Source organism: Paenibacillus sp. EB106-04-04-XG159, from assembly GCF_058791835.1.
The window spans coordinates 16,297-32,802 of record NZ_JBYTDY010000005.1 but is presented as its reverse complement, the minus strand read 5'-3'; the positions used below and the strand labels follow the sequence as shown (position 1 = coordinate 32,802).

Genomic DNA, 16,506 nt, shown 5'->3' with positions numbered 1-16,506 from the left:
GCATAGTTCCTCCTTGAAATGTATGAAATGTTTGAAATGATATTGCTCCACCAAATGTAGCAGAGCGATTAAGTGAAATCATTCACTTACTAGCGTAAGAATAACTCGATTAGGCATGCAGACCAGAATCTCATCGAGCTTGCTGATCGGGTGGCTGAGCTCGCATAAGTGATCGGGGCAATCGGCTTCGAGCATTTTGACAGCGCCGTTCTTGATCTGAATCGTATTGATGCCTCGTTCAGTGGCTACGCTGTACGTCTGGGTGTAATGCTCGTCTGGAATTGGGATTCGCTTGTGCAGTTCATCCGCTATATAGATTTCAAGCACTTTGCTTCCCGAGTCAGAATCAGGATTAGCGGCCGATACCGAGTAGAAGCCTAACAGACCGACAGCAAACACCGCGATGATGCCGATGACAAGAACATCCCACTTTTTGATAACTCAACACCACCTTTTTATGAAGCCTATAATCGTTGTACCTGCAGATGTGCTTTTCATCGAGGCTGCGGCTATCGGTTTGAACTGCAATTCCTCCTTTTATAGCCGCTTTGCAGCAGATACGATAAAACTACGTGAAAAAAAGTACAATTTAAATTATAGTAGGGATAGACCCAAATGTATTTGCACAAACCGTCCTTTTTTTATCTATTTCGGGCTAGTGACTCACTTCATTTGTGAACTGACCCATAACATGCTGTAATTAGGGGATGAGTTCCATACAACGAAAGATCACACTATATGCAGGCAGTTGTTTTCTATTCTTATTTTTAGCGCTGTTGGGCGCGATATATCTGGAGATGGAGCGTAACGTAGTTCCGCTTAATCGCAGCTTGACGCAGCAGATTGTGAACGCTCGCAGTGAACAAATATCCTACTGGTTCGAGCAGCGAATCGGGGAGATCGAGCTCATGGCTGCATTGGGAGCAGAGCATGGCTGGAATCGCGACGAGATGCTTGCTGAGGTAGAGAGGCTCGAGCGCATGCGTCCGGACGAGTACGAATCTATTCGTGTCGTGGATAGCGACGGCTGGTCCTGGTCTTCCAGAGACAATCCATTCAACATTCTCAACCGAGAGTATTACAAACGGCTGCAAATGTCGGATTCCCCGTACGTCGTGAGCAACGTGATTCAATCCCGAGAGCCCCATCAAGCGGAGGTCGTAGTCATCCTATATCGGGTGCATCCGAGAGTTGATGAGGAGGTCGCGTATATTGCGGCAGCCGTGCCTATCAGAAAGATGAGGGAGATTGCGGACGATATTAACGTATATGATGGGATGGGAAAATTGCTTGTCGGTCAGCAGCCGTCTGGAGATGACGAGATACAGAGCGATATGAGTTCAGAAGGCATGGCTACTTTTACGGCGGAAATTGCTCAAGTACCGAACTGGAAGCTCATGTTCCAAGTGCCGGAATCCCAGCTGTCGCTAGGGATGAAGCGGACCCAGCGCTCAACCGTAATAGTAGGCACTGTCGTGGGGCTGTTCTTCCTTATGCTGCTGCTATTGCTGGCTAAGTCTATCGTCAAGCCGATTCGATCGCTGCAGCAATTAATGAGCAAGATGGAGGCGGGAGATTGGAGTATCCGTGCTGATGAAGCGAGCAACGACGAGATCGGTGATCTTGGCAGGAGCTTTAACGAGATGATGGTGAAGCTGTACCTCTATGAACAAGAGAAGAAGGAGATGGAGCTTCGTCTAATTCAAGAGCAGATCAAGCCGCATTTTCTGTACAACACATTAGATACGATTCAATGGCAGGCAGAAGCGCATGGTGCTGATGATGTGGTCGAGATGGTGGAGGCATTAAGCACCTATTTCCGGCTAGGCTTGGGTAATGAAAGTCAATATGTCACGCTGGAGCAGGAGTTTCACCATGTCGAGAGCTACATGCATATCCAATGCGTGCGTTATTCGGAGATATTATCATATGAGCTGATGTATGATGAGCATATTGGGCAGCATCGCGTCATTCATTTCATGCTGCAGCCGCTCGTCGAGAACGCGATCTATCATGGTATCAAGCCCTTGATGGACCGCAAGAGTAAGATATCGATCCGCGCTTATGAGGAGAATCAGGAGCTGTGCATCGTAGTGGAGAATGACGGCGCGGATATACCGGAAGCGCGTATGAAGGTTATACAGCAAGCTCTGCTCAGCAGCACCTGGAAGGACGGCACGATCGGCTTCGGGCTGTACAGCGTGAACCATCGATTGAAGCTGGCGTATGGCGAGCCGTACGGATTAACGGTGAAGAGCGGAAACGGATTGACAAGCATGACGCTGAGATTACCACTGGAGGTATGTGAAGAAGATGTGGCAAGTCATCATTGTGGACGATGAGAGCACTATCCGACAAGGGTTAAAGCAATACATAGCGGACAGCCAGCTGCCTTATGCGGTAGCTGGCGAGGCGCGCAATGCGGCTGAAGCGCTGGCGTTGATCGAACAGGCGCCGCCGCATGTGCTGTTCTTGGACATCAATATGCCGGATATGAACGGCCTGGATCTGCTGCGGCTCGTGAAGAGCCGGCATGAGCAGATCGTCACCGTATTAATTAGCGGCTATGATTATTTTGATTACGTGCGGCAAGCGCTGCAGCTGAAGGCTTACGATTATTTGCTTAAGCCGGTGCCGAAGAGCGATCTGAAGCGTCTGCTCATGAAGCTGGATCAGCTGCTGCGTGAGGAGTACGGTGATCCGGAGGTATCCGATAAGACACCGCAATCGATAGATACCGGTCATCGGAAAGGCGATGGTTCCGTCATGCTGAGCAAGGTAACGGATTACATTGATGACCATTACTATGATTCGGAGATGACAGTATCCCGTGTCGCTGACTTATTCCACATGAACCAGACGTATCTGAGCAAACGAATGAAGCAGGAGCTAGGCTCATCGTTCCTCGAGTACTTGACGGAGCTTCGCATCTCGAAGGCGAAGGAGATACTCGATCACTCGATGCATAACATCAAGATCGGCGACCTCGCGGTCAAGGTGGGCTACACGAACCAATATTACTTCAGCCGATTGTTCAAGAATCGGGTAGGCATATGCCCGATCGAATACAAGAACCGGGAGCCCGGCTCCGCAATATGAAAGCAAGGGATGCCCTGCTGCTAAGTCATGCTCGACTTGCGGCAGGGCATTTGCGTTGCGTGAGCAAGTGCTGCGGGTATGCGATGTGGAGATAGCCTAGGGCGACTAAGGGTGGTATGTGTAGTTGGGATTGGAAAGAAGTGACTAGGGGCGGTGTAAGTAGCTGGGGCCAGACAGAAGTGACTAGGGGTGGTATGAGTAACTAAGGTTAGAAAGAAGTGACTAGAGTCGGTAAGAGTAACTAGGATTTGCATAAGTAGCTACAATTAGCGAAAGTGACTGTACCAGTCAGTAGTAGCTAGGAGCAGGAAAGTTACTTGGATAAGCGCACCCCGCTAGATGAAACGGACACAGGAGACGCTATTTAGGGAATTTGGAGCATATTTAGAGTTTGGCGGACACAGAGGCCGTTATTTGCTGCTGTTCTAACGAAAATAGGCTGATTTGTCACAAATAGAGGAACCACGGTCCGCAAGTATAGCAAAATAGAGGTATTTGATGCAAATAAGGGCTCGTGTGTCCGCTAGTAATGTGGAGATAGCCAAGGGTAACTAGGGGTGGTATGAGTAGCTATGGTTGGGCAGAAGTAACTAGGGGCGGTAAGAGTAACTAAGAATAGATAGAAGTGACTAGAGGAAGGTAAGTAGCTTGGATTAGATAGAAGTAACTAGAGGTGGTAAGAGTAACTAGGATTAGCATGAGTAGCTGGAATTAGCGAAAGTGACTGGTACCATTCAGTGGCAGCTAGAAGCAGAGAAAGTAACTTGGATAAGCGACCCCGCTAGATGAAGCGGACACAGGAGACGCTATTTAGGGGATTTGAAGCATATTTAGAGTTTGGCGGACACAGAAGCCGTTATTTGCTGCTGTTCTAACGAAAATAGGCTGATTTGTCACAAATAGAGGAACCACGGTCCGCAAGTATAGCAAAATAGCGGTATTTGATGCAAATAAGGGCTCGTGTGTCCGCTAGTAATGTGGAGATAGCCCAGAGTAACTAGGCTAAGCTACAAGTAGCTTGAATTAGCGAAAAGCTAATGAATGAAGCTGCGGCGGGCATCCTGAGATGTCCGCCGTTATTTATGACAAGTCGCGCTGAACCGGCATATATTTACATACGAGCAGGAATATGGACGTAAATTGCCGAATAAGGTGCTGTATGCCATATAGACCATGATTCGATGACTATTTGGTTGCGTTCCATGAGTTTCATTTTGAAATATAGTGATAGTGTCATGTTTTGAATTGCCTGTCCATATACTCTATTAGCTTGAGCTTTAATAGCTTGCACGCTGAATAGGGTTCATAGGCATGCGACCGTCAAGCAGCGGGCTGCATGTGTCGTTCATGATACAAATGTGCGGATGATATAGAGGAGGGCGTCGAAGGTGAAGAATCGGAAGAAGCGGTTGGAGATACGGTTGTTGGCTGTTATTGGTATGCTTGCGCTATGTATGGGGACTGGGGCATTATTCGGGACGATAGCGGAGTGGGATCAAGTTGCTTATGCGTCCTCGCAGCAGATGTGGAATCAAGTCAATGCAGTGAAAGCCTCACCTGATGCGGTCAGAGCTGCTGCAACATCAAACAGTAAGCCGAAAGCACAAGCTGTGCAGTTGGCGAGTGAACGTTCTGATCAGATGAAGGGGATCTCGGTCAATGCAGGCGAGGTTGAGATGCTTGCGGCAGAACCGAAACCGAAACTGAAGCCGAAAACGAAAACGGTATATCTCACCTTCGATGACGGTCCAAGTGAGCATACAGGCGACGTATTGGATATATTGAAAAAGGAACAGGTCAAGGGAACCTTCTTCGTGCTGGGCACACAGGTGAAGCAGCATAACAAGCTGATGAAGCGCATTGCAGATGAGGGACACGCTATAGGCAATCATTCCTACGATCATAACTACAAGAAGCTGTACACTGATTTTCGTGAATTCTGGAGTCAGATTCGGAAAACGGGTCAAGTCATCAAGGATGCTGTAGGCTACGAGCCTGCGCTCGTTCGCGCTCCTGGCGGGACTTATTTGAATTTTAATAAGCAGTATTTCACCTTAATGGATCAGGCAGGCTACAAGGTATACGACTGGAATGTAGATACAGGAGACTCGAAGCGAGTAGGAGTTCCTGCGAAGGAAATCGTGCAAACGGTAAAGTCCTCTTCTCTGACTGATAGTATAATTGTGCTCATGCACGATGGGGTAGGACATGGGGAGACTGTGAAGGCGCTGCCCGAAATTATTAGTTATTACAAGTCAAAAGGGTATGCCTTTGAGGCGATAACTCCGGATATGGAGCCGATGCAATTCCGAATTGCAGATCGTGAACGCTGGCAGCGTTCAGATGTATCGAAGGCGTGGATCGCTGCTAATATCGTTACGGTTGATGCAGGCGGTAAATCAGAGGAGACTATCGTTAAGCCGGATCCGATGAGATTCCTCGTTACGACTGATATCGATGAGTTAGCATTTGAGCCAGGTCAGCATTTAACGTATGAAAATACAACTTATGTGCCTATTCGCAGCTTTGTGGAGCAGTTGGGCGGTACTGTGGAGTACGATGAGGCCAATGCTAGATTCACGCTGTCTATCAATAATGCTACGTGGGCAATTGACAGCAAGAGTGGTCAGCTGGAGCAGCTGCTCGATGACGGAACGACTATGAAGCTGCAATGGAAGGCTGCGATGAAGGATAATATGTTCTGGGTTCCGCTGCGGCTCGTGCTGGAGGATTCGGGACTCCAGCTGCTGCAGTATCAACTTATTCCGATCCCGGAGAAGCCGGCTGAGAAAGCTGCTTCCTAATTTAATAGGTTTATATTCTACTCTATTGGGCGACACTGATTCATAGGGCGACCCGAGAGCAATTCATGCGATGCAGATCTGTACGCGGAAATTGCCCTCGGGTCTTTTTTTTGTTTAAGCGAACTGTTGGATTGGGAGGATTAAAAATATGGATCTAAGAGATAAGGAGCATAGCGGTCAGCCGAACAAGGAGGCGTGGACCTCCGCCTTCGTCAAGTACGGCTGGCAGCATATGATAGACCGCTTGAATCAAGTCGTTGTGGGCAAGCCCGAAACGATACGCCTCGCTTGCCTCACGATGCTGGCGGGCGGGCACTTGCTGCTGGAGGATGTGCCGGGCGTCGGCAAGACGCTGCTGGCGCGCACGATGGCGCGGCTCGTCGACTCCTCATTCCGCCGGGTGCAGATGACGCCGGATACGATGCCGGCGGATATTACCGGCAGCATGATGTTCGAGCCGGCGTCCGGCCAACTGCGCTACAGCGAAGGGCCGCTGCAAGCGCACGTCGTGCTTGCCGACGAGCTGAACCGCGCGCCCGCGCGCACGCAGTCAGCGCTGCTCGAAGCGATGGAGGAGCGCGCCGTCACGGTGGACGGCGTCACCCGCCCGCTGCCGCAGCCGTTTATGCTGATCGCCACGCAGAATCCATTGGCGTTCGAGGGCACTTATCGGCTGCCGGAAGCGGAGCTCGATCGCTTCATGATGCGCCTGTCGCTCGGCTATCCCGCTGTGCAGGATGAAGCCGATATGCTGCTGCGCGAACAAGCGCGGAGCGATCACAGCGTCAGCGCGAGAAGCGTGCAGCCGGTGCTCACGACCGCGGAGTGGGCGCTGCTCATCCGGCGGACGCGCGCGGTGCATATGGACGCCGTGCTGTGCCGCTACATCGCGGATATGGCACAGGCATCACGCCAGCATGCGGACGTCATGCTGGGCGTCAGTCCGCGCGGAGCGATTGCCTGGATGCAGTGCGCGCAGGCGCAGGCGCTCTTCAGCGGGCGGGTCTATGTGACGCCCGACGATGTGAAGGCCGTAGCTGTGCCGGTGCTGGCTCATCGGCTGGTGCTTGCGCCGCACGCGCGCACGGACGCTGAGGATGTCGTTCGAAGCGTCCTGCAGACAGTGCAGGTGCCGAACTTCAAGTCGCGCGCGCACGACAGCGCACAGCACGGGCGTGCTGGCGAGCAATCAGCCTCGCAGCATGCGCAGTCTGCGCAGCTTCACGGCACCGAGGTCGACGCGCCTGCAGCAGACCGTCGAGGTGCGAAGCGCGCGACGGATGGCACAGCGTGGTTCAGGGGGCTGTTCCGATGATAAGCCAGATCCGAACGCTTCAAGCAAACATATTGCTTCGCGTGCTTCTCACGGCTGCGGTATCAGCCGCGCTCCTCATATACGGCACGGCGAACAGGCTTGCTGTAGAAACGTTTATCGGTGTCGGTTTGGCAGTGTATACCGGATATGGCGTCTGGATCATGTTGTACTCGCTGCGAGGCTGTCAATACAGGCTCAGACTGCAGCCTCCATCCCATGCCCCTTTTCATACAAGCATGCGATGTGATCATAGCTTATCTTGTCCTTATGGGCTGCCGCGCTTGTTCATCCGGGTAACTACGAAGTGGGAGCAAGTCGGTGATAGCCATGAAACTTATAAGACCGTTAAAGTTATCCACTCACTTTCGCACAAGCGAGCTTCGATCGACTGGACAGAAATAGCGACTGATTGGCCCGCGGGCGTATATCGTCATGCGGGGACCACATGCGAAACAGGTGACGTATGGGGCTGGTTCACGAATCGTGCGGCATTCGCGCCGCAGGAAGCGGAGCTTGTCCTGCTGCCGGAAGCTAAGGGATGGTCAGAAGTTAGTCCGCATTTGATTCCACGAGGCCTGGCGGGCGATGGAGGGAACCCGTTTCCGATTTCTGGAGAGGAAGGATATTTAGGATCAGAATTGAGAGCTTATCGGATCGGAGATCAGGCTAGGAGCATCCATTGGCGGCAGTTTATGAAGAGTCGAACACTTGCCGTACGGCTGCGCCAACTAGAGGAGCACGATGCAATCACGTTGATGATCGATGATGAGCTGAACGATATTCCTGCTGGAACAATTGCCGCAAACCATTTGCGTGAGGAAATGATGCTTCTTGCGGGTGAATGGCTATGGGCTGCATGGAAGCAGCAGGTGCAGGTGCAGGTGCTGTGGCTTCGTGATGGATGGCGGCTGGCAGAGCCGGCGGATATCGCGCGCGAATTAGTGCTTCGTCTCAACCCGCGTTATTCTTCAGCAAGCTTGATAAGGCAAGTTGAACGTCAGTACACCTCAGCCGGTGCTTGTCATGCATTCAAGGCAGCGGTGTTAATCAGCGGCGCGGAGCATACAGGCACGCTTGAACGAATACGGCAGCATCGCGAAGCTGCAGGGTGCCAGCTGCAGGCATGGCTTACGGTCCGCTATCATCCTGAAGCTGCAGCGGATTCAGAGAGCGCCAAGAATCGAATCGGCTCAACGGTAAAGTCATGGGATACCTATGTCGCAACATAAGGAGGGAGATGCGTCATGGCAATGAAAAGATATGAACGATTCATAAGTGCCGAAAGAACTGAGAAGCGGATGGCACCGACTAAGGACAATGATAAGGAAGCTTTCACTGCTGCTCTGAGCAAGGGGGAGCGTATCATTCGCTTATGGAAACAAGCAGGATATACGGTAATCTTATTTCTCATGCTGCTGGAATGGCTTGTTCCTCTGCGCAATATAGGAAACGTAGTTGATCTCGATCAGATCAGTCCGCTGGTGCTGTCCATTGCGGGTTCTTTAATCATTGGATTATGGATTCAGCGCCCTGCGGTCTCCTACCTTATGCGCGGCTTCGTCATCGTGATGATCACGGCATGGGCATTCGGAGCATCGCAAACTGGCTCGACCACGGGTTGGTCGGGTGCAATGAACACGATTCTATTAGGTATCGTCCAGACGGCAGATGCTATCGGGCAAGATATAGGGATGGTCTATTCAGCAATAACAGGCGGCGAATGGTCAATGCCATCTGGTGAAATGAGAACGCTGCTGCTGTTAACCGGTATGTCTCTAGTGGCAGCACTCGTACAATCGCTTGTCCTGCAGCATCATTCGATCCTATGGTTCAGCGGGGCGACGCTGCTGTATCTGGTCGTCCTGCAAGGAGCTGTCAATGTGAACACAACAGGAGGCATCATTCGTACGGTTGCTTGGACAGCCTCCTTGCTCTCCTGGCTGCACCTTGAGCAATTGACAGCCGAGGATCGAACGTACAGGCAGCGCGCATGGCCGCTGCGCTGGTGGTTCGCGACGATGGCGGTTAGCTTCGTGATCGTTACTGGATTCGCATTATGGCAGCAAGCCTACGATTGGGAGCGGCCCCATGCTTGGGAACGGACAGAAGCGTGGATCAGAGAAACCGCCGCTGCCAATGCTGAAGGCGTTCAGGCCATTACCGGCTACAGCAGTGATGATTCGAAGCTGGGAGCCCCGGTGAAGCAGGATTATCGCGTCTTGTTTCGTGCGGTTACACCTGAACCTACTTATTGGAAAGTAGAGACGAAGAGTACATACGATGGACAGGGATGGGAAGCTTCAGCCCTAAAGCCTGAGCTGGTTGATGGATCGGGCAGACTTACAACAGAGATCGAATCGCATCAGGAGAAGGTGTGGTCGGAGCCATTTACCCAGACTGTGTCGTTTGCGGCGCCGTTATCTCCCGACCTGCCGCTCGTATTCGGAGGTCGTCCGGAGCGTTTGACGGAGTGGAGATCAGGCGGCGCATCTCAAGCGGAATTGACTGCTGCAGGAGAGGAAGCGGGTGCAAGTGCAGATATTCCTTCAATTACTTACGATCCAGCGCTGGAACGATACAGCTACAAGCAAGCGGGCAGTTCCACTTCATCCAAGATTGGTGTCGAAGTCACCTACAGCTATCAGACTAAGGTGGTGGACAAGCTTCAGCTCTTGAAGGATGCGCCGTTTCCAGCTCCGGGCAATGCACAGCAGGCGCAATTCTTAGCCAAGTACACGGAGCTTCCGGCTCGACTTCCAGACCGGGTGCTCAAGCTGGCTGATGAGATTACGGCTGGCGCTGAATCGCAGCGGGAGAAAGTGGAGCGTATTCAAGCTTATCTGATGTCGCATTACGCCTACACCCTGGATCAAACTACAGCTCCGCCTAAGGGACAGGACTTTGTGGATCACTTTTTGTTTGATCAGCTTCAGGGGTATTGCAATCATTTTTCGACGGCTATGGCTGTGCTGCTGCGAGCAGAGGGGATACCGACGCGTTGGGTTAAAGGATTCACACCGGGAATTGCCGAGGCTGCAGGGCAGTATACGATTCGTGCATCGGACGCTCATTCTTGGGTGGAGGTGTTCTACCCTGAAGCGGGCTGGGTTCCATATGAGGCGACTCCGCCAACCGCTTTAACTGCAGCTGTGAATCTGGATGCTTCTATTCTAGCGGGAGCGGATGTGAAGACATCTGCTGTCCTTGCGAGCGACGCGGCGAGTGCGCTGCTTCCAGTGCCGGTGAAGATACGAATGGACAAGACGGCTGAACCGAATGATGTATGGGAGCGAATTGGAGCCTGGACTTCGAATGGTGTGGAACAGTTAGAAGCGGGCAAGAATTGGCTGAATGGAGTTGTTAGTCAAATGGGCGAAAGCTTGCGCAAGGAACGCGAGTTCGTGACGGATGCGGCTAGTTGGCGTGAATGGTTCGGCGAGCGCATCATTCCATCCGCAGCTCGCATTCAGGAGCAGGCCAAGCTGTGGTGGAGCAGCGCGCCTGTTGCAGCCTCAAGCATTCTGCTGACATTCCTGCTCTTGACCACGCTGCTGCTGCGAAGAATGCTGCGCTTCGTACGCCGCATATGGCCGCGCATGGAGCTTGCGCATCTGATTCGCGTGCAGCAGCGGCGCTATCGAGCGGATCGATTGCCGCGCATGGGACGCTTAGCCTGGCTGCTGCTTGAGCGCCGCTTCGGGCAGATGCCTGCGAACATGACGCTCGAGGAATATGCGAGCGATGTAGGTGCGCGTCATCTGCCGGAAGAGGAGGCGGAGCGGCTGCGGCAGTTTGCGGCAGACAGCGGCGCGCTGCTGTTCGCCAAGCATAATGGCGAGCGGACGCAGCGCCAGCGCTTCATCGCCGCGTGCGGCGATATGCTGCGCATCAGCCAATTGCCGCCGCAGCACAAGGCTTCGCCCGCCGCTTCGCAGGGCGGACGGAGCCGCACGCGGCAGATCGAAGGCTAGCGAGCCATGCGCTTTCCGCCGTATATCGCTGCACTTTTTCGCAGCCACCTATATAGCTCAGGTATACATGAATAGCCTCCCATCGCTGGAGGCTATTTGGTCTGCGCGGTCTTCCTGCACAATAACCGATTCTTCTAGGTCGCATCACTCTAATCTCTTCCTCTAGCTTATAGTCTGTGTATCATAGTACAATTTGATGTGATAGCAGCATGCTGGCCGTCTTGACGGTACCAGGCTGACAGCAGACAGGATCTGCATCGCGGCATTGCTAGCGTTACTAAGTTCCTGCAGCAAGCAGGTTATGAATTGGAGTGTATACGAGATGGATAGAGAGAAGTGTAAAATTGTATTTTTTGATATAGATGGCACCTTATTAAACAGCAAGCAGCAGATTCCTGAGTCTACCATTAGAGCAGTACGGTGCTTGCAGAAAATGGGGGTGGAGACGGTTATATCTACAGGTCGAACACCTGCTAACTTTGGTCATATTCGCGAACAGCTGGGTATTCATTCTTACATTAGCTTGAACGGCAACTATGTTGTGCGTGAAGGAGAGGTTCTGTTGCAGGCTAAGGTGAAGCGGCAATCGATTGAGCAACTGAATGAGATTGCAACTGAACACAGTCATGCCATCGGCTGGATCGGCACAGACCAGATAGGGATGCATGCAGCACATCCTATAATTGGTCCGATTCTTAACGCTTACGGCATGGAGGTTCCTCCGGTTAATCCGCAGTTTCATCTTCAATATGATGTGTATCAAGGCATGCTGTTCTGCACAGAAGAAGAAATTCAGCCGTACATCGATGGTGTTCCGGAGTTGAAGTATGTGCGATTTGACCGCCATGTGGTAGACGTATTGCCAAGAGAATCGAACAAGGCGGTAGGGATTAGCCACTATCTGCGTGCGATCGGTGTCCCAGTTGAATCCTGTGCCGCATTTGGAGACGGCTTGAATGACATTGAGATGCTGCAGGGCGTTGGGCTTGGGATTGCAATGGGACAGGCTAAGGATGAGGTAAAACGGGCAGCAAAGCATGTAACGCGGAGTGTAGATGATGATGGAATTGAGGCAGCGCTGTTAGAGCTGGGACTTATATCTGCATAACCATAAAAGCAAGCAAGGCCCTTTCGTTCGCTGTGCGCGATTCCAAAGGGTCTTATTTTCATTCTGAACATGTACGATGATATTCCATGAGCTCCGTTTCATTACTGCATAGTATAGGATGGTGTGGGAAACCTTAACAATGAGTTTGGTGTTAACACCACATGCTGATGTAGTTAGGGGTTGTTTCCATTATGTTTAAATCTCTATTTGGTGTATTGCAGAAGGTCGGAAGGGCGATTATGCTTCCGATTGCGATACTGCCAGCGGCAGGCTTGCTATTAGGTATCGGCAATGCGATGCAGAATCCGGATATGGTTGCTATTCTGCCGTTCTTGAGTAATGACATCGTTTCTACTATTGCGAAGGTCATGGAATCTGCGGGCGGAATTGTGTTCGACAATCTGTCTCTGCTGTTTGCAGTTGGTGTCGCAATAGGTCTGGCGGGAGGAGATGGGGTTGCCGGTTTGGCGGCGATCGTCGGATACTTCGTCATGAACGTCACGATGAAAACGCTCCTTGATGTGACACCGGAAAAAGTCAAGGAAGATATGAGCTATGCCATCCTGCAGGGGGTTCCAACGCTTCAAACAGGTGTGTTCGGCGGTATCATTATCGGTGTTACGGCTGCGGTGCTGTATAAACGCTTCTTTACGATCGAGATGCCTTCTTATCTTGGCTTCTTCGCTGGCAAACGTTTCGTCCCGATTATTACGGCTGTAACTTCCCTCTTGATCGGTGTTGCGCTTATCTTCGTCTGGCCGCCGATTCAGAACGGCTTAAACACGCTGTCCGAATCCATGATTAACACGAATCTGACGGTGAGCGCGCTCATATTCGGTATATGCGAACGGGCGCTCATTCCATTCGGATTGCACCATATCTTCTATGCGCCTTTCTGGTATGAGTTCGGTGAATATATCACGAAATCTGGAGAATTGGTGCGAGGCGACCAGAAGATCTTTTTCGCTCAGCTTAAAGATGGTGTGGAGCTCACGGCGGGTACATTTATGACAGGTAAATATCCATTCATGATGTTCGGTCTGCCAGCGGCGGCACTGGCTATTTATCATGAAGCGAGAGTCGAGAATCGTACGCTGGTCAGTGGCTTGATGTTGTCCGGAGCGCTGACATCGTTCCTAACCGGTATTACAGAACCGATCGAATTTGCCTTCTTGTTCGTAGCGCCGGCTTTATTCGCTATACACGTGCTGTTCGCGGGCACGTCCTTTATGATAATGCACCTTCTGGGCGTCAAGATCGGTATGACCTTCTCGGGTGGTCTGATTGACTATCTTCTATTTGGAGTATTGCAGAATCGGACTCCTTATTGGCTTGTTATTCCGGTAGGGCTCGGATACGCGGTTGTCTATTACTTTGTATTCCGATTCGCGATTCGCAAGTTTGATCTGAAGACACCAGGTCGTGAAGATGTGTCCAAGTCCCAGGGAGATACGGTCGTTCAAGCTGCGTCTGCTAATGAGCTTCCACGCGGGATATTGAATGCTCTTGGCGGGAAAGGGAATATTGGTTCATTGGATGCATGCATCACACGACTTCGAGTGCAGGTCAACGATCCCGGCAACGTGGATAAGGAGAAGCTGAAGGATCTCGGCGCATCAGGAGTATTGGAAGTCGGTAACAGTGTGCAGGCCATCTTCGGCACGCGATCGGAGACGATTAAGCATCAGATTCATGAGCTCATTCAACGTGAAGATATGGAATTGAAGGATGAGGATGAGAAGAAGTCTTGATTCCGTCAGCTGAAATATCAATAGAAGAAGTTAAGATGATACGCTGTGAAGCAATAGGTAGCCTTGAAGGCAGGTTCGATTTCAGGAGGAAAGCGGGCCTGCTCCTTAACATTTGCAGGTAGATAGCGTAAGAAGTGTGTTCATTTTTCACTATATGAATCACTTGGGGTGTTTGCGGAAGGTGCTGCCGAATGTGGACAAGCTGTGGCGCTGTACAAAAGTTGCCCGTTCATCCATGCTGTTTCATTGACGGCAGACCGTCAATTGATTAATATATCATAATGTATAACTTTTAAGGTATTCATGCACTTTTGTCCTTGAGTTGAGGACATACCAACGTTAGTAAGACTTCGATTCGAAGTTTTTCTTTTATATTTATTAATATTCCTAAGGAGGCACGTCGCTAATGAGTAAGCATCACGAGATGATTGTCGTTCTCGACTTTGGTGGACAATACAATCAATTGATTGCACGCCGTATTCGCGATTTGGGTGTATACAGCGAGCTGATCGCATATAACACGCCGGTAGAAAAGATTAAGGAAATGAATCCAAAAGGGATCGTATTCTCTGGCGGACCTTCCAGCGTGTACGAGGAGGGCGCTCCTCATGTGGATCCGGCCATTTACGACCTTGGCTTGCCGATCTTCGGAATTTGCTACGGTATGCAGTTAATGTCTCACCAAATGGAAGGCAAAGTACAACGTGCGGGCAAGCGCGAGTACGGAAAGTCTGACGTTGTATTTAAAGAGAACAGCTGTCTGATCAAAGGTCTGGAAGCGAGCCAAACGGTATGGATGAGCCACGGCGACTTGGTAGTTGAGCTGCCGACAGGATTCCAGATTGATGCGAGCACAGAGCATGCTCCTATTGCTGCGATCAGCCATCCTGAGAAGCAATTCTATGCGGTTCAATTCCATCCGGAAGTGCGCCATTCCGTTAAAGGCAATGAGATGATCAGCAACTTCTTGTTCGATGTCTGTAAATGTCAGGGCGACTGGACGATGGAGTCCTTTATCGAGGATAAGATCGCTGAGATTCGCGCAACAGTAGGCGACCGTAAAGTGCTGTGCGCTTTGAGCGGCGGTGTAGACTCCTCTGTAGTCGCTATGCTTATTCATAAAGCAATCGGCGATCAATTGACATGTATGTTTATCGACCACGGTCTGCTCCGCAAAGATGAAGCAGAAGGCGTTATGGAGACGTTCGTTGGCAAGTTCGACATGCATGTTGTGAAGATCGATGCTCGTGAACGCTTCCTGGGTAAGCTTGCAGGCGTATCCGATCCAGAGAAGAAGCGTAAGATTATCGGCAACGAATTCATCTACTGCTTCGATGAGGAATCAGCGGAGCTGGGCGACTTCGACTTCTTGGCGCAAGGCACGTTGTACACGGATATCGTAGAGAGCGGAACTGCGACAGCGCAAACGATCAAGTCGCACCACAACGTAGGCGGATTGCCTGAAGATATGAAGTTCAGCTTGATTGAGCCGCTGAACACATTGTTCAAGGACGAAGTGCGTAAAGTCGGCGAAGAGCTCGGCTTGCCGCGCGCGATCGTATGGCGTCAACCGTTCCCAGGTCCAGGTCTCGCGATTCGCGTGTTGGGCGAAGTGACAGAGGACAAGCTCGTGATCGTGCGTGAATCCGATGCGATCCTTCGTGACGAGATTGCGAAGGCTGGCTTGGATAATGAGATCTGGCAGTACTTCACAGCGCTGCCTGATATGAAGAGCGTCGGCGTAATGGGTGACGCGCGTACGTATTCCTACACAGTAGGTATTCGCGCCGTTACTTCGATCGACGGCATGACAGCGGACTGGGCGCGCATTCCTTGGGATATCCTTGAGAAGATCTCCGTGCGTATTGTCAACGAAGTTGAGAACGTAAACCGCATCGTGTACGACGTAACTTCCAAGCCACCTGCAACAATCGAGTGGGAATAGAAGGATAGTATAGAGGGGGCTGTCCCTTGAGTAGATTGTTCTACTTGAGGGGCGAGCCCCTTTTTTGCGCGCATAAGCAGTTTGACTCGGACTAGTGGAAATAGGTGCAGCTGCAAATAGCGCTAGCGGACCCACAGGCCGTTATTTGCCCGAAAGTCGGGTATTTTGGTGACGAAGCGGACCGTAGATCCGCTATTTGTGGCTAATCCGCCTGAAATGGCTCGTTTTACCGCAAATAGCGTCTCCTGTGTCCGCGAAACCTCGAGATCGCCCCCTAATCGCAGAAATAGCGTCCCTACGGTCCACTTCAGGCGCAAACGTGATGATGTATGGCACATTATGATGGGTAAACCACCATCACATTGGCACTAACAGCGGTTGCGGACCCACAGGCCGTTATTTGCCCGAAAGTCCAGCATTTCGCCGGTTAAGCGGACCGAGGATCCGCTATTTGTGAACAATTAGGGACAGCCTATTTTGTGTTGCAGAGTGAAACAGAATGTAGCCCTCATG

The 16,506-nt window shown here is 51.3% G+C and carries 10 protein-coding genes; 9 read left to right on the top strand and 1 reads right to left on the bottom strand.

The features are described 5' to 3' along the window. Window positions 1-78: 78 nt before the first annotated feature. On the bottom strand, window positions 79-399 hold the full coding sequence (locus tag AC3WTP_RS07650; RefSeq protein WP_492394007.1) for a NusG domain II-containing protein: 321 nt from the start codon (window positions 397-399) through the stop codon (window positions 79-81). A gap of 308 nt (window positions 400-707) precedes the next feature. On the opposite strand from AC3WTP_RS07650, the gene AC3WTP_RS07645 reads away from it, so the two are divergent. The 9 genes from AC3WTP_RS07645 (at window position 708) to guaA (ending at window position 15,993) form a co-directional block, all read left to right on the top strand. After that, complete coding sequence (locus tag AC3WTP_RS07645) at window positions 708-2,342, top strand: histidine kinase (RefSeq protein ID WP_492394006.1); 1,635 nt, start codon at window positions 708-710, stop codon at window positions 2,340-2,342. Continuing rightward, window positions 2,314-3,099 (top strand): response regulator transcription factor, encoded by a 786-nt coding sequence (locus tag AC3WTP_RS07640; protein WP_492394186.1) that lies wholly within the window; start codon window positions 2,314-2,316, stop codon window positions 3,097-3,099. Before AC3WTP_RS07645 ends, AC3WTP_RS07640 begins: the two co-directional genes overlap by 29 nt. Window positions 3,100-4,487: 1,388 nt before the next feature. Continuing rightward, window positions 4,488-5,903: a polysaccharide deacetylase family protein gene (locus AC3WTP_RS07635; protein WP_492394005.1), complete on the top strand. Its 1,416-nt coding sequence runs from the start codon at window positions 4,488-4,490 to the stop codon at window positions 5,901-5,903. A 148-nt stretch (window positions 5,904-6,051) separates the two neighbouring features. Further along, a complete protein-coding gene (locus tag AC3WTP_RS07630; RefSeq protein WP_492394004.1) occupies window positions 6,052-7,218 on the top strand; it encodes an AAA family ATPase in 1,167 nt (388 codons plus the stop codon). Next, a complete protein-coding gene (locus AC3WTP_RS07625) occupies window positions 7,215-8,447 on the top strand; it encodes a DUF58 domain-containing protein (protein WP_492394003.1) in 1,233 nt (410 codons plus the stop codon). Before AC3WTP_RS07630 ends, AC3WTP_RS07625 begins: the two co-directional genes overlap by 4 nt. Window positions 8,448-8,462: 15 nt before the next feature. Beyond that, the gene (locus tag AC3WTP_RS07620) at window positions 8,463-11,189 is read left to right on the top strand and encodes a transglutaminase TgpA family protein (RefSeq protein WP_492394002.1); all 2,727 of its coding nucleotides are present in this window, start codon (window positions 8,463-8,465) and stop codon (window positions 11,187-11,189) included. 322 nt (window positions 11,190-11,511) lie between these two features. Further along, the gene (locus tag AC3WTP_RS07615; RefSeq protein WP_492394001.1) at window positions 11,512-12,297 is read left to right on the top strand and encodes a Cof-type HAD-IIB family hydrolase; all 786 of its coding nucleotides are present in this window, start codon (window positions 11,512-11,514) and stop codon (window positions 12,295-12,297) included. 191 nt (window positions 12,298-12,488) lie between these two features. Then, the gene (gene ptsG, locus AC3WTP_RS07610) at window positions 12,489-14,048 is read left to right on the top strand and encodes a glucose-specific PTS transporter subunit IIBC (protein WP_492394000.1); all 1,560 of its coding nucleotides are present in this window, start codon (window positions 12,489-12,491) and stop codon (window positions 14,046-14,048) included. 406 nt (window positions 14,049-14,454) lie between these two features. After that, complete coding sequence (gene guaA, locus AC3WTP_RS07605) at window positions 14,455-15,993, top strand: glutamine-hydrolyzing GMP synthase (RefSeq protein ID WP_492393999.1); 1,539 nt, start codon at window positions 14,455-14,457, stop codon at window positions 15,991-15,993. The last annotated feature ends 513 nt before the right edge of the window (window positions 15,994-16,506 follow it).

Coding starts and splice junctions, on each gene's coding strand:
- AC3WTP_RS07645 (WP_492394006.1), top strand. CDS start 708: ATGAGTTCCATACAACGAAAGATCACACTATATGCAGGCAGTTGTTTT.
- AC3WTP_RS07640 (WP_492394186.1), top strand. CDS start 2,314: ATGTGGCAAGTCATCATTGTGGACGATGAGAGCACTATCCGACAAGGG.
- AC3WTP_RS07630 (WP_492394004.1), top strand. CDS start 6,052: ATGGATCTAAGAGATAAGGAGCATAGCGGTCAGCCGAACAAGGAGGCG.
- AC3WTP_RS07625 (WP_492394003.1), top strand. CDS start 7,215: ATGATAAGCCAGATCCGAACGCTTCAAGCAAACATATTGCTTCGCGTG.
- AC3WTP_RS07620 (WP_492394002.1), top strand. CDS start 8,463: ATGGCAATGAAAAGATATGAACGATTCATAAGTGCCGAAAGAACTGAG.
- AC3WTP_RS07615 (WP_492394001.1), top strand. CDS start 11,512: ATGGATAGAGAGAAGTGTAAAATTGTATTTTTTGATATAGATGGCACC.
- ptsG (WP_492394000.1), top strand. CDS start 12,489: ATGTTTAAATCTCTATTTGGTGTATTGCAGAAGGTCGGAAGGGCGATT.
- guaA (WP_492393999.1), top strand. CDS start 14,455: ATGAGTAAGCATCACGAGATGATTGTCGTTCTCGACTTTGGTGGACAA.